At 55.0% G+C, this 18,113-nt stretch carries 21 protein-coding genes and 1 tRNA gene; 18 read left to right on the forward strand and 4 right to left on the reverse strand.

Going from position 1 to position 18,113, the window contains the following annotated elements:
- Nucleotides 1-20: 20 nt before the first annotated feature.
- The 7 genes from mlaF (at nucleotide 21) to murA (ending at nucleotide 4,826) form a co-directional block, all read left to right on the forward strand.
- Nucleotides 21-839 (forward strand): phospholipid ABC transporter ATP-binding protein MlaF, encoded by an 819-nt coding sequence (gene mlaF / locus EDF73_RS12970; RefSeq protein WP_132729541.1) that lies wholly within the window; start codon nucleotides 21-23, stop codon nucleotides 837-839.
- Nucleotides 839-1,621: a lipid asymmetry maintenance ABC transporter permease subunit MlaE gene (gene mlaE, locus EDF73_RS12975; RefSeq protein ID WP_132729542.1), complete on the forward strand. Its 783-nt coding sequence runs from the start codon at nucleotides 839-841 to the stop codon at nucleotides 1,619-1,621. Before mlaF ends, mlaE begins: the two co-directional genes overlap by 1 nt.
- A 4-nt stretch (nucleotides 1,622-1,625) precedes the next feature.
- Nucleotides 1,626-2,177 carry an outer membrane lipid asymmetry maintenance protein MlaD gene (gene mlaD / locus EDF73_RS12980; RefSeq protein ID WP_132729543.1) on the forward strand — a complete coding sequence of 184 codons (552 nt, stop codon included), beginning with the start codon at nucleotides 1,626-1,628 and terminating at the stop codon, nucleotides 2,175-2,177.
- Between the two features lie 18 nt (nucleotides 2,178-2,195).
- The gene (gene mlaC, locus EDF73_RS12985; protein WP_132729544.1) at nucleotides 2,196-2,831 is read left to right on the forward strand and encodes a phospholipid-binding protein MlaC; all 636 of its coding nucleotides are present in this window, start codon (nucleotides 2,196-2,198) and stop codon (nucleotides 2,829-2,831) included.
- Nucleotides 2,831-3,121 (forward strand): lipid asymmetry maintenance protein MlaB, encoded by a 291-nt coding sequence (gene mlaB / locus EDF73_RS12990; RefSeq protein WP_132729545.1) that lies wholly within the window; start codon nucleotides 2,831-2,833, stop codon nucleotides 3,119-3,121. Before mlaC ends, mlaB begins: the two co-directional genes overlap by 1 nt.
- A 136-nt stretch (nucleotides 3,122-3,257) precedes the next feature.
- Nucleotides 3,258-3,512, forward strand: a complete 255-nt coding sequence (ibaG, locus tag EDF73_RS12995) for a BolA family iron metabolism protein IbaG (RefSeq protein ID WP_132729546.1) — start codon at nucleotides 3,258-3,260, stop codon at nucleotides 3,510-3,512.
- Nucleotides 3,513-3,566: 54 nt separating this feature from the next.
- Nucleotides 3,567-4,826, forward strand: coding sequence for a UDP-N-acetylglucosamine 1-carboxyvinyltransferase (gene murA / locus EDF73_RS13000; protein WP_132729547.1), 1,260 nt, complete (start codon nucleotides 3,567-3,569; stop codon nucleotides 4,824-4,826).
- A 61-nt stretch (nucleotides 4,827-4,887) separates the two neighbouring features.
- On the opposite strand, the gene sfsB is transcribed toward murA, so the two are convergent.
- Both sfsB and ispB read right to left on the reverse strand, forming a co-directional pair.
- Nucleotides 4,888-5,169: a DNA-binding transcriptional regulator SfsB gene (sfsB, locus tag EDF73_RS13005; protein WP_132729548.1), complete on the reverse strand. Its 282-nt coding sequence runs from the start codon at nucleotides 5,167-5,169 to the stop codon at nucleotides 4,888-4,890.
- 200 nt (nucleotides 5,170-5,369) lie between these two features.
- The gene (gene ispB / locus EDF73_RS13010) at nucleotides 5,370-6,341 is read right to left on the reverse strand and encodes an octaprenyl diphosphate synthase (protein ID WP_132729549.1); all 972 of its coding nucleotides are present in this window, start codon (nucleotides 6,339-6,341) and stop codon (nucleotides 5,370-5,372) included.
- Between the two features lie 260 nt (nucleotides 6,342-6,601).
- Here ispB and rplU point away from each other — a divergent pair, with 260 nt between their 5' ends.
- The 4 genes from rplU to cgtA all read left to right on the forward strand — a co-directional run bounded on the left by rplU (nucleotide 6,602) and on the right by cgtA (nucleotide 9,445).
- A complete protein-coding gene (gene rplU, locus EDF73_RS13015; protein ID WP_004106123.1) occupies nucleotides 6,602-6,913 on the forward strand; it encodes a 50S ribosomal protein L21 in 312 nt (103 codons plus the stop codon).
- A gap of 19 nt (nucleotides 6,914-6,932) precedes the next feature.
- Nucleotides 6,933-7,190 (forward strand): 50S ribosomal protein L27, encoded by a 258-nt coding sequence (gene rpmA / locus EDF73_RS13020; protein ID WP_012135319.1) that lies wholly within the window; start codon nucleotides 6,933-6,935, stop codon nucleotides 7,188-7,190.
- A 95-nt stretch (nucleotides 7,191-7,285) separates the two neighbouring features.
- Nucleotides 7,286-8,251, forward strand: coding sequence for a DMT family transporter (locus tag EDF73_RS13025; RefSeq protein WP_132729550.1), 966 nt, complete (start codon nucleotides 7,286-7,288; stop codon nucleotides 8,249-8,251).
- 15 nt (nucleotides 8,252-8,266) lie between these two features.
- A complete protein-coding gene (gene cgtA, locus EDF73_RS13030) occupies nucleotides 8,267-9,445 on the forward strand; it encodes an Obg family GTPase CgtA (protein ID WP_132729551.1) in 1,179 nt (392 codons plus the stop codon).
- Between the two features lie 87 nt (nucleotides 9,446-9,532).
- On the opposite strand, the gene dacB is transcribed toward cgtA, so the two are convergent.
- Complete coding sequence (gene dacB / locus EDF73_RS13035; protein WP_132729552.1) at nucleotides 9,533-10,966, reverse strand: serine-type D-Ala-D-Ala carboxypeptidase; 1,434 nt, start codon at nucleotides 10,964-10,966, stop codon at nucleotides 9,533-9,535.
- A gap of 235 nt (nucleotides 10,967-11,201) precedes the next feature.
- Between dacB and greA the strand changes: the two genes are divergently transcribed.
- The gene (gene greA, locus EDF73_RS13040) at nucleotides 11,202-11,678 is read left to right on the forward strand and encodes a transcription elongation factor GreA (protein WP_004868107.1); all 477 of its coding nucleotides are present in this window, start codon (nucleotides 11,202-11,204) and stop codon (nucleotides 11,676-11,678) included.
- A 152-nt stretch (nucleotides 11,679-11,830) separates the two neighbouring features.
- Here the strand turns inward: greA and yhbY are convergent, their stop codons facing one another.
- Nucleotides 11,831-12,124 (reverse strand): ribosome assembly RNA-binding protein YhbY, encoded by a 294-nt coding sequence (yhbY, locus tag EDF73_RS13045; protein WP_132729553.1) that lies wholly within the window; start codon nucleotides 12,122-12,124, stop codon nucleotides 11,831-11,833.
- 124 nt (nucleotides 12,125-12,248) lie between these two features.
- Between yhbY and rlmE the strand changes: the two genes are divergently transcribed.
- The 6 genes from rlmE to EDF73_RS13075 all read left to right on the forward strand — a co-directional run bounded on the left by rlmE (nucleotide 12,249) and on the right by EDF73_RS13075 (nucleotide 17,851).
- Nucleotides 12,249-12,878, forward strand: a complete 630-nt coding sequence (gene rlmE / locus EDF73_RS13050) for a 23S rRNA (uridine(2552)-2'-O)-methyltransferase RlmE (protein ID WP_004106110.1) — start codon at nucleotides 12,249-12,251, stop codon at nucleotides 12,876-12,878.
- Between the two features lie 99 nt (nucleotides 12,879-12,977).
- A complete protein-coding gene (gene ftsH / locus EDF73_RS13055; protein WP_132729554.1) occupies nucleotides 12,978-14,912 on the forward strand; it encodes an ATP-dependent zinc metalloprotease FtsH in 1,935 nt (644 codons plus the stop codon).
- 101 nt (nucleotides 14,913-15,013) lie between these two features.
- A complete protein-coding gene (folP, locus tag EDF73_RS13060; RefSeq protein ID WP_132729555.1) occupies nucleotides 15,014-15,862 on the forward strand; it encodes a dihydropteroate synthase in 849 nt (282 codons plus the stop codon).
- On the forward strand, nucleotides 15,855-17,192 hold the full coding sequence (gene glmM, locus EDF73_RS13065; RefSeq protein WP_032690579.1) for a phosphoglucosamine mutase: 1,338 nt from the start codon (nucleotides 15,855-15,857) through the stop codon (nucleotides 17,190-17,192). Before folP ends, glmM begins: the two co-directional genes overlap by 8 nt.
- A gap of 229 nt (nucleotides 17,193-17,421) precedes the next feature.
- Nucleotides 17,422-17,751 (forward strand): preprotein translocase subunit SecG, encoded by a 330-nt coding sequence (gene secG, locus EDF73_RS13070; RefSeq protein ID WP_132729803.1) that lies wholly within the window; start codon nucleotides 17,422-17,424, stop codon nucleotides 17,749-17,751.
- Between the two features lie 13 nt (nucleotides 17,752-17,764).
- Nucleotides 17,765-17,851 (forward strand) — tRNA-Leu (locus tag EDF73_RS13075).
- Nucleotides 17,852-18,113 lie beyond the last annotated feature (262 nt).

Here is an 18,113-nt window from a genome sequence, read left to right on the forward strand (position 1 = left end):
TGTTGAGGAAGGATGATTTTATGAGCCAAACTCAGGCGAATTTGGTCGAAGTACGCGGTATCCGCTTCTCTCGCGGCGATCGGGTGATATTCGACGATATCTCGCTGTCAGTGCCGCGCGGTAAGATCACGGCGATCATGGGGCCATCGGGGATCGGTAAAACGACGCTGCTGCGCCTGATCGGTGGACAGATCGCGCCGGACAAAGGTGAGATCCTGTTCGATGGTGAAAACGTGCCGCAGATGTCGCGCTCGCGCCTGTATACCGTGCGCAAGCGGATGAGCATGCTGTTCCAGTCCGGCGCGCTGTTTACCGATATGGACGTGTTCAATAACGTTGCGTATCCGCTGCGCGAGCATACGCGTCTGCCTGACGCGCTGCTGCATACGACGGTGATGATGAAGCTTGAAGCCGTCGGCCTGCGCGGGGCGGCGCAGTTAATGCCTTCCGAGCTATCCGGCGGGATGGCGCGCCGCGCCGCTTTGGCGAGGGCGATTGCTCTGGAGCCTGATCTTATCATGTTCGACGAACCCTTTGTCGGACAGGACCCCATCACCATGGGCGTGCTGGTCAAGCTGATTTCAGAACTCAACAGCACGCTGGGCGTGACCTGTATCGTGGTGTCGCACGATGTGCCGGAGGTGCTCAGCATTGCCGACTACGCGTATATCGTGGCGGACAGAAAAATCGTGGCGCACGGCAGCGCGCAGTCGCTGCGCGAAAACGGCGACCCCCGGGTCCGCCAGTTTATTGATGGTATCGCCGACGGCCCGGTGCCGTTCCGCTATCCGGCAGGCGACTATCGCCATGATTTATTAGGCAAGGGAGTGAGCGACTGATGCTGCTAAATGCGCTGGCCGCGCTCGGACATCGGGGTATTAAAACTACCGCGGCGTTTGGGCGTGCCGGATTAATGCTTTTCAACGCGGTAGTCGGCAAGCCGGAATTTCGCAAACATGCGCCGCTGCTGATCCGCCAGCTCTATAATGTCGGCGTGCTATCTATGCTGATTATTATCGTGTCGGGGCTGTTTATCGGCATGGTGCTGGGGCTGCAGGGCTACCTGGTGTTAACCACCTATAGCGCCGAAACCAGCTTAGGGATGCTGGTGGCGCTGTCGCTGCTGCGCGAACTGGGACCGGTGGTCGCCGCGCTGCTGTTTGCCGGGCGCGCCGGTTCGGCGTTAACCGCGGAAATTGGCCTGATGCGCGCGACCGAACAGCTCTCCAGTATGGAGATGATGGCGGTCGATCCGCTGCGTCGCGTGATTTCACCTCGCTTCTGGGCCGGGGTGATCTCGCTCCCGCTGTTGACGATTATTTTTGTCGCCGTGGGGGTCTGGGGCGGTTCGCTGGTAGGCGTTAACTGGAAAGGTATCGACAGCGGCTTCTTCTGGACCGCGATGCAAAACGCCGTCGACTGGCGCATGGATCTGGTTAACTGTCTGATTAAGAGTCTGGTGTTCGCCATTACGGTGACATGGGTTGCGTTATTTAACGGTTATGACGCTATCCCCACTTCCGCCGGGATTAGCCGGGCAACGACGCGTACCGTGGTGCATTCGTCGCTGGCGGTTCTGGGGCTGGATTTTGTGCTGACTGCGCTGATGTTTGGGAATTGAGTTCATGCAAACGAAAAAAAGTGAAATCTGGGTAGGTGTGTTCTTACTGGTTGCGTTGCTGGCGGCGCTGTTTATCTGTCTGAAAGCCGCGAACGTGACTTCTCTGCATACCGAGCCGACGTATCGTCTCTATGCCACCTTTGACAATATCGGCGGGCTGAAGGCACGTTCTCCGGTGCGCATTGGCGGCGTGGTAGTGGGCCGGGTGGCGGACATCACCCTCGACCCGAAAACCTACCTGCCGCGCGTGGCGCTCGATATTGATGAGAGCTACAACCATATTCCGGACTCCAGTTCGTTGGCTATCCGCACCTCAGGCCTGCTGGGGGAACAGTACCTGGCGCTGAATATTGGTTTCGAAGATCCGGAACTGGGGACGTCTATCCTTAAAGATGGTGGAACTATTCAGGACACCAAGTCTGCTATGGTTCTGGAAGATCTGATTGGTCAGTTCCTTTACAACAGTAAAGGCGGCGACAATAAGAATTCTGGCGATGATTCGGCGGCGGGAGAGAGTCATACTGACGCGACGCCGCCGGCCGCCACGACGCATTAATTTCAGGAGAAACACGAAATGTTTAAACGCTTACTGATGATCGCCATGCTGGTGATTGCTCCATTGACTGCTGCCAGCGCAGCAGATCAATCCAATCCGTACAAGCTGATGAATGAAGCGGCGCAGAAAACCTTCGATCGCCTGAAAAACGAACAGCCGAAGATTCATGCTAACCCGAACTATCTGCGTGACATCGTCGATCAGGAACTGATGCCGTATGTACAGGTGAAATATGCCGGTGCCCTGGTGCTGGGCCGCTATTACAAAGAGGCGACTCCGGCCCAGCGTGAAGCGTACTTTACCGCCTTCCGCGAGTATCTGAAACAGGCCTACGGCCAGGCGCTGGCGATGTACCACGGGCAGACTTATCAGATTGCGCCGGAACAACCGCTCGGCGACGCGACGATTGTCCCTATCCGCGTGACCATTATCGATCCGAACGGTCGCCCGCCGGTACGCCTCGACTTCCAGTGGCGTAAAAATACCCAAACCGGTAACTGGCAGGCTTACGATATGATTGCTGAAGGGGTGAGCATGATCACCACCAAGCAGAACGAGTGGAGCGACCTGCTGCGGAGCAAAGGCGTTGATGGACTGACCGCGCAGCTGAAATCGATCTCTGCGCAGCCGATCACCCTGGAGCAGAAAAAATAATGACCGGGCAGCTGAGCTGGACTCGCGACGGCGAGCGCCTGGCGCTGCAGGGGGAACTGGACCAGGATCTGCTGGTCCCGCTGTGGGACGCCCGTGGGCAAGCGACGGACGGCGTGTCGACCATCGACCTGAGCGAGCTCACCCGGGTAGATACCGCCGGGCTGGCGCTACTGATGCATTTTGTCGCCTTAATTCGCCACCAGGGCCGGGAGGCGAAACTGATCGGCAAGAGCGAAAATGTGCGGACCTTGGCGGGTCTCTACAATCTTCCTGCCGATATGATCCCATAATTTTTCAGTGCGTTACTGCTGAGGTTATCCTGAAAGCCCCATCAATATGTTCGATGGGGCTTTTTGCTTGTTTAAGACCGCGCCACTTTCCTCTAAGATGTTGGGCTATTTTCACTACCAGATAAAAATTGAACCCATGGAAAATCATGAAATTCAGACCGTGCTAATGAACGCACTCTCCCTTCAGGAAGTCCACGTCTCTGGCGATGGCAGTCACTTTCAGGTTATTGCTGTGGGTGAGATGTTCGATGGCATGAGCCGGGTCAAGAAACAGCAGTCTATCTATGCCCCGCTGATGGAATATATTGCTGACAACCGCATTCATGCGCTGTCGATCAAAGCCTTTACCCCGCAGGAATGGGCGCGAGATCGTAAGCTAAATGGCTTTTAAGCTGCCGGGATGTTCCCCGCAGCGTAGGTGAATTCTTAACAGAGAACAGAATCAATGGATAAATTCCGTGTTCAGGGGCCGACTCGCCTCCAGGGCGAGGTCACCATCTCCGGTGCCAAAAACGCCGCCCTGCCGATCCTCTTTGCTGCACTACTGGCAGATGAGCCGATTGAGATCCAGAATGTACCAAAACTGAAAGACATCGACACCACGATGAAACTGCTGAGCCAGCTGGGCGCCAAAGTTGAGCGCAACGGTTCGGTGTGGATCGATGCTGGCCCGGTTGACGTCTTCTGTGCTCCGTACGATCTGGTCAAAACCATGCGTGCTTCTATCTGGGCGCTGGGGCCGCTGGTGGCCCGTTTTGGTCAGGGTCAGGTTTCACTGCCGGGCGGCTGCGCTATCGGCGCGCGCCCGGTCGATCTGCATATTATCGGCCTCGAGCAGCTGGGCGCAGAGATTAAGCTGGAAGAGGGCTATGTGAAGGCGTCGGTTAACGGGCGTCTCAAAGGCGCGCATATCGTGATGGACAAGGTCAGCGTGGGCGCGACCGTGACCATTATGAGCGCAGCGACGCTGGCGGAAGGAACCACCGTTATCGAAAACGCCGCCCGCGAGCCGGAAATCGTCGATACGGCGAACTTCCTCAACACGCTGGGCGCGAAAATTAAAGGTCAGGGCACCGACCGCATTACTATTGAAGGCGTGGAACGTCTGGGCGGCGGCGTCTATCGCGTTCTGCCGGACCGTATCGAAACCGGTACTTTCCTGGTGGCGGCGGCGATCTCCGGCGGTAAAATTCTGTGCCGTAATGCCCAGCCTGATACTCTGGATGCCGTGCTGGCCAAGCTGCGCGATGCGGGTGCCGATATCGAAACCGGTGAAGACTGGATTAGCCTCAATATGCACGGCAACCGTCCGAAGGCCGTCAACGTGCGTACCGCGCCGCACCCCGGCTTCCCAACGGACATGCAGGCCCAGTTCACGCTGCTGAACCTTGTCGCAGAAGGGACTGGCGTCATTACCGAGACCATCTTCGAAAACCGCTTTATGCACATTCCGGAGCTGATCCGTATGGGGGCGCACGCGGAGATCGAAAGCAATACGGCGATCTGCCACGGCGTGGCGCAGCTTTCCGGTGCGCAGGTGATGGCGACCGACCTGCGCGCATCCGCAAGCCTGGTGCTGGCGGGCTGTATCGCAGAAGGCACGACGATTGTCGATCGTATTTACCACATCGACCGTGGGTATGAGCGTATCGAAGATAAACTGCAGGCGCTGGGCGCGAATATCGAACGCGTAAAAGGCGAGTAAACCTGTCGTAGCGGCAGCCCTCTGACGTCAGTCCGGGGGCTGTTATCTACACTTCCTCACTTCACTCTCTGCATTTCTGGTTTTTCTTTGGGCGTATCTTCTGCGTTCTGTCGATAAATTGATGGGTTACCGGGTCGTGATAGCGCGACGGCCAGATGAGCCATGGCGTGGTATCCAGCGCATTAGCAATAATCAGCTCGCCTTTTGGCCACGGCCGGGTCAGGGCATTCGCCAGCGTTGAAGAACTTAAGCCGTTACGCCGTGATTCCGCGGCCAGCGATGTTCCTTTTTTGCGCAATCCGGCAATAATATCCGCCGGATGCCAGTCGATGAACTTATCCATAACTTCTCCTGGTGATAAGGATCCAGTTCGCCCCAAGCGGACGACGGAATGACTATACCCCTTGATTCAGTATGGTTCTAACAAGTTCTGGTAAGTTGATTGAATATTCAGAATATATCAAGATATCGGGCAATTTTTAACAATTACTGGAATTTTATGGAGCTTTCCCGCGCGGTGCGCGGGAACAGGGGAGGGGGAAATCAGTGGTCGCGTTGTACCGCAATATGAGCAAGACCGATAAGCGCTTCGCGCCATGGAGAATCCGGTAACACCTGAAGGACGGCAATCGCCTTATCCGCTTCTTCTTCCGCGCGCTGGCGTGTCCATTCCAGCGAACCGCAGGTTGCCATCGTTTCCAGAACTGCCTCCAGCAGATGGCGCCCGTTACCTTGTTCAATCGCTCCGCGAATCATGGCGGACTGCTCAGGCGTACCGTGACGCATGGCGTGCAGTAACGGCAGCGTCGGTTTCCCTTCGTTCAGGTCATCACCGACGTTCTTACCGAGGCGCTCGCCGTCGGAGCTATAGTCCAGCAGATCGTCGATCAGCTGGAAAGCGGTACCCAGGTAGCGACCGTAGTCCTGCAGCGCCTGTTCCTGCTCCGGGGTACAGCCCGCCAGGATGCCGGAACATTGCGCAGCGGCTTCAAACAGACGGGCGGTTTTGCTGTAAATCACCCGCATGTAGTTTTCTTCAGTGATGTCCGGGTCATTTACGTTCATCAGCTGCAGCACTTCGCCTTCAGCAATGACGTTGACGGCTTTCGACATCACTTCCAGCACTTTCAGCGAGCCGAGGCTGGTCATCATCTGGAAAGAGCGGGTATAGATAAAATCACCCACCAGTACGCTGGCGGCGTTGCCAAAAGCGGCGTTTGCCGTGGCTTTACCACGACGCATATCCGACTCATCAACGACATCATCATGCAGCAGGGTGGCGGTATGGATAAATTCGATCAGCGCAGCGATGGTGATGTGCGCGTCGCCCTGATAACCGACAGCCCGGGCGGAAAGGACCGCAATCATCGGACGAATACGTTTCCCGCCTCCGCTAACGATGTAATAGCCTAACTGATTGATAAGCTGAACATCTGAGTCAAGTTGCTCAAGGATTGTCGCATTGACACCCGCCATATCTTGCGCGGTTAACTCATTGATTTTTTCTAAATTCATCGCAAAAGCCGGGCCACATGTCCTGTTACCGCGAATCCAGGTGGGTTCACAGAAGGATTAAGATAGAATTAAAAGAAGCTATGATTGTACTGAAAAATTGCCATAGATAAACGTTGGCGTGAAAGTTGTGTTTTTTTTCTGCGTTGATCGCGGATCGCTCTTGTCAAAGGCTCGCGTTTTGCGTAATATTCGCGCCCTATTGTGAATATTTATAGCGCACTCTGAATCACACTAAGAGGTGCGCGGAAGCGGAGTTTTATATGTACGCGGTTTTCCAAAGTGGTGGTAAACAACACCGAGTAAGCGAAGGTCAGACCATTCGCCTGGAAAAGCTGGACATCGCAACTGGCGAAGCTGTTGAGTTCGCTGAAGTGCTGATGATCGCAAACGGTGAAGAAATCAAGATCGGCGTTCCTTTCGTTGAGGGCGGCGTGATCAAAGCTGAAGTTGTTGCTCACGGTCGTGGCGAGAAAGTTAAAATTGTTAAGTTTCGTCGTCGTAAACACTACCGTAAGCAGCAGGGCCATCGTCAGTGGTTCACTGATGTGAAAATTACTGGCATCAGCGCCTAAGACCTGAGGAGAGATTTAAATGGCACATAAAAAGGCTGGCGGCTCAACTCGTAACGGTCGCGATTCAGAAGCTAAACGCCTTGGCGTTAAGCGTTTCGGTGGCGAAACCGTTCTGGCGGGTAGCATCATCGTTCGTCAGCGTGGCACCAAATTCCACGCCGGCACTAACGTAGGTTGCGGTCGTGACCACACTCTGTTTGCTAAAGCAGACGGTAAAGTGAAATTTGAAGTTAAAGGCCCGAACAACCGTAAATACATCAGCATCGTTGCTGAGTAAGTTTTTCGTGGTCCGGTAACGGATTAAAGCCCCGCAACCTGTTGCGGGGCTTTTTACATTAGAATCCCGGATATTTTTCTGCAGGGAAAACGGGTATGAAGCAGCAGGCCGGCATTGGCATTGTATTGGCGCTCACCACCGCGATGTGCTGGGGGGCATTGCCCATTGCCATGAAGCAGGTCCTTGAAGTGATGGAACCGCCGACGGTGGTCTTTTATCGCTTTTTGATGGCAAGTATTGGCCTTGGCGCAATCCTGGCTATCAAAGGAAAACTACCGCCGCTGCGCCTGTTTCGCAAACCGCGCTGGCTGGTGCTGTTGGCCATTGCGACAGGTGGCCTGTTCGGTAACTTCATTCTGTTCAGCTCTTCCTTGCAATATCTTAGCCCCACGGCGTCTCAGGTGATCGGCCAGCTGTCTCCGGTCGGTATGATGGTGGCCAGCGTATTTATCCTCAAAGAGAGAATGCGCGGTACCCAGGTCGTGGGAGCATTGATGCTGATTAGCGGACTGGTGATGTTCTTTAACACCAGCCTGATTGAAATTTTTACCCGTCTCACGGATTACACGTGGGGGGTAATTTTTGGCGTCGGAGCGACCGCAGTTTGGGTTAGCTATGGCGTCGCGCAAAAGGTGTTATTACGCCGTCTGGCGTCACAGCAGATCCTTTTTTTGCTGTACACTTTATGTACGATAGCGTTATTGCCGTTGGCAACGCCTTCGCAGGCGCTGGCGTTAAGCGACTGGCAGCTCGCGTGCCTGATTTTCTGCGGGTTAAATACCCTGGTAGGCTACGGTGCGCTGGCGGAAGCCATGGCGCGCTGGCAGGCGGCGCAGGTGAGCGCGTTGATTACCTTAACGCCGTTGTTTACGCTGCTTTTTTCAGATTTGTTATCACTGGCCTGGCCCGATGTTTTCGCCAGACCGATGTTGAACCTGTTAGGTTATCTCGGTGCGTTTGTCGTGGTTGCGGGCGCGATGTATTCCGCCATAGGCCACCGTCTTTGGGGCCGCTTACGTAAGCGTGACGCGGTTGTGCCGCTGCCCCGCTCAGGCGAATGATTTTCGGAGAGTAAAATGAAGTTTGTTGATGAAGCAACGATCCTGGTCGTAGCAGGTGATGGCGGCAATGGTTGCGTTAGCTTCCGCCGTGAAAAATATATCCCGAGAGGCGGCCCGGACGGCGGTGACGGTGGTGATGGCGGTGATGTCTGGCTGGAAGCGGACGAGAACCTGAACACCCTGATCGACTACCGCTTTGAAAAATCCTTCCGCGCCGAGCGCGGACAGAATGGCCAGAGCCGCGACTGTACCGGTAAACGTGGTAAAGACGTTTCGGTAAAAGTGCCTGTAGGGACCCGTGTTATCGATCAGGGGACCGGCGAGGTCATGGGTGACATGACCAAACATGGTCAGCGTCTGATGGTCGCTAAAGGCGGCTGGCACGGTCTGGGCAATACCCGTTTTAAATCGTCCGTTAACCGCACTCCGCGTCAGAAAACGATGGGGACGCCGGGCGACAAGCGCGATCTGCAGCTGGAGCTGATGCTGCTGGCAGACGTCGGGATGCTGGGAATGCCGAATGCGGGCAAATCCACCTTCATCCGCGCCGTTTCTGCGGCGAAGCCGAAAGTGGCCGATTATCCGTTTACCACGCTGGTGCCAAGCCTCGGCGTAGTGCGTATGGACAACGAGAAGAGCTTCGTTGTCGCCGACATCCCTGGGCTTATCGAAGGCGCAGCGGAAGGCGCAGGCCTGGGCATCCGCTTCCTGAAGCACCTCGAGCGCTGCCGCGTCCTGCTGCACCTTATTGATATTGAGCCTATCGACGGATCCGATCCGGTAGAAAACGCGCGCATTATCATCGGTGAGCTGGAGAAATACAGCGAGAAGCTGGCTGAGAAGCCGCGCTGGTTAGTCTTCAACAAGATTGACCTGATGGATAAAGCGGAAGCAGAAGCGAAGGCGAAAGCCATTGCCGAAGCGCTGGGTTGGCAAGATAAGTTCTATCTGATCTCCGCAGCAAGCCAGCAGGGGGTAAAAGATCTGTGCTGGGACGTGATGACCTTTATCATCGAAAACCCCATCGTGCACGCCCAGGAAGAGAAGCCGGCGGAAAAAGTCGAGTTTATGTGGGATGACTACCATCGTCAGCAGCTTGAAGAAGCGGAAGTTGAAGTCGAAGATGACGAAGACTGGGATGACGACTGGGACGAAGACGACGAAGAAGGCGTTGAGTTCATCTACAAGCGTTAATCCGCTGGGGGCACCCCGGCTGCACTCAGCTTGCCGGGGCTATCCAGAGTCAACGAAAAGGGCCGCATCCGATGCGGCCCTTTTGTTTTAGTTGTTCTGGTACAGGTCCTTATATAAGCGACTTTCGAAGCGCACCAGCGGAATGCGCCGGTTGCGCTGGTCCGCAGGCGGCACCGCATACCCTGACAAATATTGCACAAAGGCGATTTTCTGCCCGCTGGCGGCCGTGATAAAGCCTGCCAGGTTATAGACCCCCTGCAGCGAACCGGTTTTGGCCGAGACTTTACCATCCACCCCGGCCTGATGCAGGCCCGCACGGTACTGTAGCGAACCGTCGTGACCGGCCAGCGGCAGCATGGAAATAAAGTTGAGTTCATTATCGTGCTGGGCGATATATTGCAGCACCTGCATCATGGTCGCAGGGGCAATCAGGTTATGCCGCGACAGGCCGGAACCATCGGCAATCAGGGTGTTGCCCAAATCGATGCCGGCCTGCTGACGCAGGATCTGACGCACGGCATCTGAACCGGCACGCCAGGTTCCCGGAACGCCAAGGCGCGCATGGCCAATTGTGCGGAAAACGGTATCGGCGATCATGTTGTCGGATTTTTTCAACATGGTTCGCAGAAGATCGTGCAGCGGCGCGGATTGGGTAGAGGCCAGTACGGTACCGGGATCGTCCGCCAGCGTCTGGCGCAGCAGCGTACCGCTATAGGTAATGCCGGCCTGAGTCAGTTCGGACTTCAGAATCACGCCGGCATAGCTGGCGCCGTCCTGAATGGCGAAGGCCAGCGGCAACGGCTCGCTGCGCTGCGGCAGGCAGCCGGTTAAGGTATAGCGGTTCAGGTCGCCTGGCACCACGTCGAGCTCGCAATACTGCGCCTCCGCGGAGCCGCGTGCCAGCGTCCGTACCTGGCTGAACATGGTTACCGGGTAGTATGAGGCGACGCGAATAAAGGCCAGATCGCCTGGTTTTTGCGCGCTGTATAGCGAGATAGAAAAACAGTTGCGGTCGACGATGGCCGCCGCTGGCGGCGCGCTAAAGCATTGGGTCATGTCGTTCCACGGCCAGCCGGGCGCTTTGTCGTGGCTGGCGAAGACCGAGGTATCAATCAGAACGTTGCCTTCGATCCGCTGAACGCCCGCTTTTTTCAGCGTGGCCACCATATTGCGGATATCCTGGCGTTTGAGCGTCGGATCGCCGCTAAAGCGCGCAATCAGGTCGCCTTTTAACACGCCGCCATCAACCGTGCCCTTGCTTTCCAGGGTTGTGGTGAAACGGAAGTTTGGCCCGAGCTGCAGCAGAGCGGCCAGCGCGGTGATCACCTTCTGGGTACTGGCGGGAAGCGCCATCTGCTGACTGTGAAAGTCTATCTCCGGCGTCGGGGAGCCAACCTTCTGCGCCATAAAGGCGAGGTTAGCACCCGCAGGAAGCTGGGTGATGTACTCGTCAATGTTCGCCGCCTGAGCGCTAAACGCTATACCGGCGGTCAATCCGATGATAAATCTGGAAAATCGCATAATCTCGCGCTAACAACCTGAAACCAAGCCGTCATACTACGGTGCAACACCCTGTAAAGTAAACGATGACCCATAGTGAACTTCAGGGTAAAATACGTATCAAATTGAAAATTGCTGCTGACCTGGGGAATGTTTCCCGGGTTGGTTTTCTTTTTGCTCCTGTCCTGCCTAAGGCCTGGCCGGTTGCGGAACGGAGATGTCCGTTCCATGAAGGAATGATAAAGAGGTATAACAAATGCAAGCTATTCCGATGACCTTACGTGGCGCTGAAAAATTGCGTGAAGAGCTGGATTTTCTCAAGTCCGTTCGTCGCCCTGAAATCATTGCTGCTATTGCCGATGCGCGCGAACATGGCGATCTGAAAGAGAACGCCGAGTATCACGCCGCCCGCGAGCAGCAAGGCTTCTGTGAAGGCCGTATCAAGGATATTGAAGCCAAACTGTCTAATGCGCAGGTTATCGATATCACCAAAATGCCGAACAACGGGCGGGTGATTTTTGGGGCGACGGTCAAAGTCCTCAACCTCGATACCGATGAGGAGCAGACTTACCGCATCGTGGGTGATGACGAAGCTGATTTTAAGCAGAATCTGATCTCTGTGAACTCACCGATTGCGCGTGGTTTGATCGGTAAAGAACAGGATGACGTGGTGACAATCCGCACGCCAGGCGGCGAAGTAGAATACGAAATTATCAAGGTCGAGTACCTTTAATCCGTATTTCCCGCTACCATGTTGATGGATTGTAAAGAAAGGAAAAAGGCCGCATAGCGGCCTTTTATCAACGTCCGGAGCATGGCATTTTGCTCGTCTACCCGTAGAAATCCCTCGTTTTACACAAAGTTGTGTCGAGATTCAGGATATTCTTAGCGTGGCAGCGAGATTTTACGCTCTTGAGTTGGGCGATACAGGACCAGCGTTTTACCGATGACCTGTACGTTACAGGCGCCGGTTTCGCGCACGATAGCTTCCACGATCAAGGTTTTAGTTTCGCGGTCTTCCGATGCGATTTTCACCTTGATGAGCTCATGGTGCTCTAACGCTTGTTCGATCTCGGCCAGTACCCCTTCGGTCAAACCATTGTTGCCAAGCATAACTACCGGCTTGAGCGGATGTGCCAGACCTTTCAGGTGCTGTTTTTGTTTAGTACTCAGATTCATCGTATTTTTTTGCTTACGTTGGGATTGAAAACGGTTCATTCTACCGCCATCTCCCATATATCGCCAAACTACCGTGTCGATTTTTACGTCGCAAAGTATGATGAACCCGAAACGGGAATGTTAAATGACAGGTAAAAAGCGTTCTGCCAGCTCAAGCCGCTGGCTTCAGGAACACTTTAGCGATAAATATGTTCAACAGGCGCAGAAAAAGGGGTTACGTTCCCGCGCCTGGTTTAAACTTGATGAAATACAGCAAAGTGACAAGATTTTTAAACCGGGGATGACGATTGTTGACCTCGGCGCTGCACCCGGTGGCTGGTCGCAATATGCGGTTACGCAGATCGGAAACAGCGGCCGCATCATCGCTTGCGATCTTTTACCGATGGATCCAATCGTTGGTGTGGACTTCCTTCAGGGCGATTTTCGTGATGAATTAGTCCTGAAAGCGTTACTTGAGCGCGTAGGTGACAGTAAAGTACAAGTTGTCATGTCCGATATGGCGCCAAACATGTGTGGAACACCGGCGGTGGATATTCCCCGGGCCATGTATTTGGTGGAACTGGCGCTTGGAATGGCTCGTGATGTATTAGCGCCGGGTGGTAGTTTTGTAGTGAAGGTGTTCCAGGGCGAAGGCTTCGATGAGTATCTAAGAGAGATTCGCTCCCTGTTTACGAAGGTCAAAGTTCGTAAGCCGGACTCTTCTCGCGCACGTTCGCGTGAAGTGTACATTGTAGCGACCGGGCGTAAACCATAACCGGTAGATTTCAAACGAAAGTTTGAAAGACACTGGATATAGAGTATCCTGACGCTGTTTTTAACACAGTTGTAATAAGAGGTTAATCCCTTGAGTGACATGGCGAAAAACCTAATACTCTGGCTGGTCATTGCCGTTGTGCTGATGTCAGTATTCCAGAGCTTTGGGCCCAGCGAGTCTAATGGCCGTAAGGTGGATTATTCAACCTTCCTGCAAGAGGTCAACCAGGACCAGGTTCGCGAAGCGCGTATCAACGGACGTGAGATCAACGTTACCAAGAAAGATAGTAACCGTTACACGACTTACATTCCGGTTAACGATCCGAAGCTGCTCGATAACCTGTTGACGAAAAACGTCAAAGTGGTTGGCGAACCGCCGGAAGAACCTAGCCTGCTGGCTTCCATCTTTATTTCCTGGTTCCCGATGCTCTTGCTGATCGGTGTCTGGATCTTCTTCATGCGTCAAATGCAGGGCGGCGGCGGAAAGGGCGCGATGTCCTTCGGCAAAAGCAAAGCCCGTATGCTGACGGAAGACCAGATCAAAACCACTTTTGCTGATGTTGCCGGTTGCGACGAGGCGAAAGAGGAAGTGGGTGAACTGGTTGAATACCTGCGTGAACCGAGCCGCTTCCAGAAGCTGGGCGGTAAAATCCCGAAAGGCGTCCTGATGGTCGGCCCTCCGGGTACCGGTAAAACGCTGCTGGCGAAAGCTATCGCCGGTGAAGCGAAAGTGCCGTTCTTCACCATTTCCGGTTCCGACTTCGTTGAAATGTTCGTCGGCGTAGGCGCATCTCGCGTGCGTGACATGTTCGAACAGGCCAAGAAAGCGGCACCGTGCATTATCTTCATCGATGAAATCGACGCCGTCGGTCGCCAGCGTGGCGCTGGCCTGGGCGGTGGTCATGACGAACGTGAACAGACCCTGAACCAGATGCTGGTTGAGATGGATGGTTTCGAAGGTAACGAAGGTATTATCGTTATCGCGGCGACAAACCGTCCGGACGTTCTTGACCCTGCGCTGCTGCGTCCTGGTCGTTTCGACCGTCAGGTTGTCGTGGGTCTGCCGGACGTCCGTGGTCGTGAACAGATTCTGAAAGTTCACATGCGTCGCGTACCGCTGTCGCCGGATATCGACGCGGCAATCATTGCGCGCGGGACCCCGGGCTTCTCGGGCGCTGACCTGGCGAACCTGGTTAACGAAGCCGCACTGTTTGCTGCCCGTGGCAACAAACGCGTGGTATCGATGGTCGAGTTCGAAAAAGCGAAAGACAAAATCATGATGGGTGCGGAACGTCGCTCCATGGTGATGACGGAAGCGCAAAAAGAATCCACCGCTTACCACGAAGCGGGCCATGCGATTATCGGCCGCCTGGTACCGGAACACGATCCGGTGCATAAAGTGACGATTATTCCGCGCGGTCGCGCGTTGGGTGTGACCTTCTTCCTGCCGGAAGGCGATGCTATCAGCGCCAGTCGTCAGAAACTGGAAAGCCAGATTTCTACCCTCTACGGCGGTCGTCTGGCGGAAGAGATTATCTACGGCGTAGAACATGTCTCTACCGGGGCGTCGAACGACATTAAAGTCGCGACCAACCTGGCGCGTAACATGGTGACGCAGTGGGGCTTCTCTGACAAACTCGGTCCGCTGCTGTATGCAGAGGAAGAGGGTGAAGTGTTCCTCGGCCGTAGCGTCGCGAAAGCGAAACATATGTCCGATGAGACAGCACGTATCATCGACCAGGAAGTAAAATCACTGGTTGAGCGTAACTACAACCGTGCTCGTCAGATTTTGAACGACAACATGGACATCCTGCATTCGATGAAAGATGCGCTCATGAAATATGAGACCATCGACGCACCGCAGATTGATGACCTGATGGCGCGCCGTGCCGTTCGCCCACCTGCGGGTTGGGAAGATCCAAACGGCACCAATAATTCTGGCAACAATGGCACCCCGAGTGCGCCGCGTCCGGTCGATGAACCGCGTACGCCGAACCCGGGTAACACCATGTCAGAGCAGCTGGGCGACAAATAAGTTAACCGCTGTTGACGTTGTTGTGCATATCTCAACCCCGGGGCGTTCGCCGCTCCGGGGTTTTTCTTTTGATTAACCTCTCCTGATTCAGGGATTCCGTGATGAAACTCGTAGCCCAGGGCTCAACCCTCGATCTCTCCCATCCGCACGTGATGGGGATCCTTAACGTTACCCCTGACTCCTTCTCCGACGGCGGGACGCACAATTCGCTGGTAGAAGCGGTCAAACACGCCAATCTGATGATTAACGCGGGAGCAACTATCATTGATATCGGCGGCGAGTCGACGCGTCCGGGGGCATTGGATGTCAGCGTTGAGGAAGAGCTGGCGCGAGTCATTCCGGTCGTCGAGGCGGTAGCTCAGCGCTTTGAGGTCTGGATTTCCGTGGACACCTCGAAGCCTGAAGTGATTCGCGAGTCCGCGCGGGCAGGGGCACATATTATCAATGATATCCGCTCCCTGACCGAACCCGGCGCGCTGGAGGCCGCTGCGCAAACCGGGCTGCCGGTATGCCTGATGCATATGCAAGGCCAGCCAAAAACGATGCAGGAAGCGCCGAAGTATGACGATGTTTTTGCCGACGTCGCGCGCTTTTTCAGCGAACACATCGTGCGTTGTGAGCGGGCAGGTATCGCAAAAGAGAAATTGTTGCTCGACCCGGGGTTCGGTTTCGGTAAAAATCTTGCCCATAATTATGAGCTGCTTGCCCGGCTCGGCGAGTTCCACCATTTCGGTCTCCCGCTGTTGGTCGGTATGTCGCGTAAATCGATGGTTGGGCAACTGCTTAACGTCGGACCGACGGAACGCCTTAGCGGCAGTCTGGCTTGTGCAGTCATTGCAGCGATGCAGGGCGCGCAGATAATTCGCGTCCACGACGTCAAAGAAACGGTAGAAGCGCTACGCGTGGTGGAAGCGACTCTGAGCACAAAGGAAAATAAACGTTATGAGTAACCGCAAATATTTTGGCACCGATGGTATCCGTGGGCGCGTAGGCGATGCGCCCATCACCCCGGAATTCGTGCTCAAACTGGGCTGGGCGGCGGGGAAGGTGCTGGCGCGTCACGGTTCACGCAAAATCATTATCGGGAAAGATACCCGTATCTCTGGCTATATGCTGGAGTCGGCCCTGGAGGCGGGGCTGGCCGCTGCGGGGCTTTCAGCCTCTTTCACCGGCCCGATGCCAACGCCGGCGGTGGCCTATCTGACCCGCGCTTTCCGTGCTGAGGCCGGGATCGTGATTTCAGCGTCGCATAACCCGTTCTATGACAATGGCATCAAATTCTTTTCTATTGAAGGCACCAAGCTGCCGGACAATGTGGAAGAAGCCATCGAAGCGGAAATGGAGAAAGAACTCACCTGCGTCGATTCTGCTGAGCTGGGGAAAGCCAGCCGTATTGTGGATGCCGCGGGGCGTTATATTGAATTCTGCAAAGGCACCTTCCCGAACGAACTGAGTTTGAATGCGCTCAAAGTGGTTGTCGACTGCGCCCATGGCGCGACCTATCACATCGCCCCGAATGTGTTCCGCGAGTTGGGTGCTCAGGTGATCGCGATGGGTTGTGAGCCGAACGGGCTCAACATCAACGAAGAGGTCGGGGCAACCGACGTACGCGCCCTCCAGGCACGCGTGCTGGCCGAAAAAGCCGATCTGGGTATCGCCTATGATGGCGATGGCGACCGCGTCATTATGGTCGACCATGAAGGTAATAAGGTCGATGGCGATCAGATTCTGTATATCATCGCCCGGGAAGGTCTGCGGCAGGGCCAGCTGCGCGGCGGCGCGGTGGGAACGCTGATGAGCAACATGGGGCTGGAGCTGGCGCTCAAGCAGCTGGGCATTCCGTTTGCCCGGGCTAAAGTGGGTGACCGCTATGTCCTCGAGAAGCTACAGGAGAAAGGCTGGCGTATCGGGGCGGAAAACTCCGGGCACGTTATCCTGCTGGATAAAACCACCACCGGTGACGGTATCGTCGCCAGCCTGCAGGTTGTTGCTGCGATGGTACGTAACCACATGAGCCTGCATGACCTGTGCAGCGGGATGAAAATGTTCCCGCAGATTCTGGTCAACGTGCGCTTCACCGAAGGCAGCGGCAACCCGCTGGAGCATGAAAACGTCAAAGCGGTCATGGCCGAGGTTGAAGCCGCATTAGGCAACCGTGGCCGCGTACTGCTGCGTAAATCCGGCACAGAACCGCTGATTCGGGTGATGGTGGAAGGTGAACACGAAGAGCAGGTGCATGAATTTGCGCACCGTATTGCCGATGCGGTGAAAAACGCATAATACGTGGCGCTAAGTGTTTAAAAAGGCGGCGCTTGCCGCCTTTTTATTCGCCAAAAAATCGTTTTTTGCTGTTTTTTTCCGCAGTTGATACAATGCACCGAAATTGCCCTTGCGAAGGTCATTCGCTTTGGTTAGTATTCACACCCGCTTCAGTGGGAAACGTTAAAACGTCCCGCTTTATTGGTTGAAGCAATTGGTATGCGGCGAATCCGCAAGGAACAGGTTGATTATGCAAGAAGCTCTTTTAGTTGTTTTCCTTATTGTAGCGATTGCCCTTGTTGGTCTGATCATGCTGCAGCAAGGTAAAGGCGCTGATATGGGAGCCTCCTTCGGAGCAGGCGCTTCCGGCACGTTGTTTGGTTCCAGCGGTTCGGGTAACTTCATGACCCGTATGACCGGTATCCTGGCAGCGTTGTTCTTCATCATCAGTCTGGTGCTGGGTAATATCAATAGCAACAAAACCAATAAAGGAAGTGAGTGGGATAATCTGAGCGCGCCGAAAACCGAGCAGACTCAGCCAGCAGCGCCGGCGCAGCCGAGCAGCGATATCCCGCACTAAAAGTTGTATCTGTGCCGAGGTGGTGGAATTGGTAGACACGCTACCTTGAGGTGGTAGTGCCCGATTGGGCTTACGGGTTCAAGTCCCGTCCTCGGTACCAACATTCCGAAGAAAAGACGCTGAAAAGCGTCTTTTTTTTTGCCCGTCATTGCCGTCTGCTGCTTTGCCGACACCGCACTTTTCGTCCCGCTCGCTCCCTTGCGTTGATTTACTTCGTTGCCGCAATCACCGGCGATGGCGAATGCCTTCCACCATCAAAGAAAGGGCGTTCATAGGCCGTCTCGCGTATTCTTGCCGGACGGTTGGGGCGGTGGTCTGAAAGTGGACGCGATAACCCTTGTACCGGGCAAGAGGTGAGTCTT

The sequence above is a fragment of the Klebsiella sp. BIGb0138 genome (genome assembly GCF_004342285.1).
Lineage (GTDB): Bacteria > Pseudomonadota > Gammaproteobacteria > Enterobacterales > Enterobacteriaceae > Klebsiella.

Bases quoted from the DNA above. Each gene is read 5' to 3' on its own strand.
- mlaF (WP_132729541.1), top strand. From the start codon at position 21: ATGAGCCAAACTCAGGCGAATTTGGTCGAAGTACGCGGTATCCGCTTC.
- mlaE (WP_132729542.1), top strand. From the start codon at position 839: ATGCTGCTAAATGCGCTGGCCGCGCTCGGACATCGGGGTATTAAAACT.
- mlaD (WP_132729543.1), top strand. From the start codon at position 1,626: ATGCAAACGAAAAAAAGTGAAATCTGGGTAGGTGTGTTCTTACTGGTT.
- mlaC (WP_132729544.1), top strand. From the start codon at position 2,196: ATGTTTAAACGCTTACTGATGATCGCCATGCTGGTGATTGCTCCATTG.
- mlaB (WP_132729545.1), top strand. From the start codon at position 2,831: ATGACCGGGCAGCTGAGCTGGACTCGCGACGGCGAGCGCCTGGCGCTG.
- ibaG (WP_132729546.1), top strand. From the start codon at position 3,258: ATGGAAAATCATGAAATTCAGACCGTGCTAATGAACGCACTCTCCCTT.
- murA (WP_132729547.1), top strand. From the start codon at position 3,567: ATGGATAAATTCCGTGTTCAGGGGCCGACTCGCCTCCAGGGCGAGGTC.
- sfsB (WP_132729548.1), bottom strand. From the start codon at position 5,169: ATGGATAAGTTCATCGACTGGCATCCGGCGGATATTATTGCCGGATTG.
- ispB (WP_132729549.1), bottom strand. From the start codon at position 6,341: ATGAATTTAGAAAAAATCAATGAGTTAACCGCGCAAGATATGGCGGGT.
- rplU (WP_004106123.1), top strand. From the start codon at position 6,602: ATGTACGCGGTTTTCCAAAGTGGTGGTAAACAACACCGAGTAAGCGAA.
- rpmA (WP_012135319.1), top strand. From the start codon at position 6,933: ATGGCACATAAAAAGGCTGGCGGCTCAACTCGTAACGGTCGCGATTCA.
- EDF73_RS13025 (WP_132729550.1), top strand. From the start codon at position 7,286: ATGAAGCAGCAGGCCGGCATTGGCATTGTATTGGCGCTCACCACCGCG.
- cgtA (WP_132729551.1), top strand. From the start codon at position 8,267: ATGAAGTTTGTTGATGAAGCAACGATCCTGGTCGTAGCAGGTGATGGC.
- dacB (WP_132729552.1), bottom strand. From the start codon at position 10,966: ATGCGATTTTCCAGATTTATCATCGGATTGACCGCCGGTATAGCGTTT.
- greA (WP_004868107.1), top strand. From the start codon at position 11,202: ATGCAAGCTATTCCGATGACCTTACGTGGCGCTGAAAAATTGCGTGAA.
- yhbY (WP_132729553.1), bottom strand. From the start codon at position 12,124: ATGAATCTGAGTACTAAACAAAAACAGCACCTGAAAGGTCTGGCACAT.
- rlmE (WP_004106110.1), top strand. From the start codon at position 12,249: ATGACAGGTAAAAAGCGTTCTGCCAGCTCAAGCCGCTGGCTTCAGGAA.
- ftsH (WP_132729554.1), top strand. From the start codon at position 12,978: ATGGCGAAAAACCTAATACTCTGGCTGGTCATTGCCGTTGTGCTGATG.
- folP (WP_132729555.1), top strand. From the start codon at position 15,014: ATGAAACTCGTAGCCCAGGGCTCAACCCTCGATCTCTCCCATCCGCAC.
- glmM (WP_032690579.1), top strand. From the start codon at position 15,855: ATGAGTAACCGCAAATATTTTGGCACCGATGGTATCCGTGGGCGCGTA.
- secG (WP_132729803.1), top strand. From the start codon at position 17,422: ATGCAAGAAGCTCTTTTAGTTGTTTTCCTTATTGTAGCGATTGCCCTT.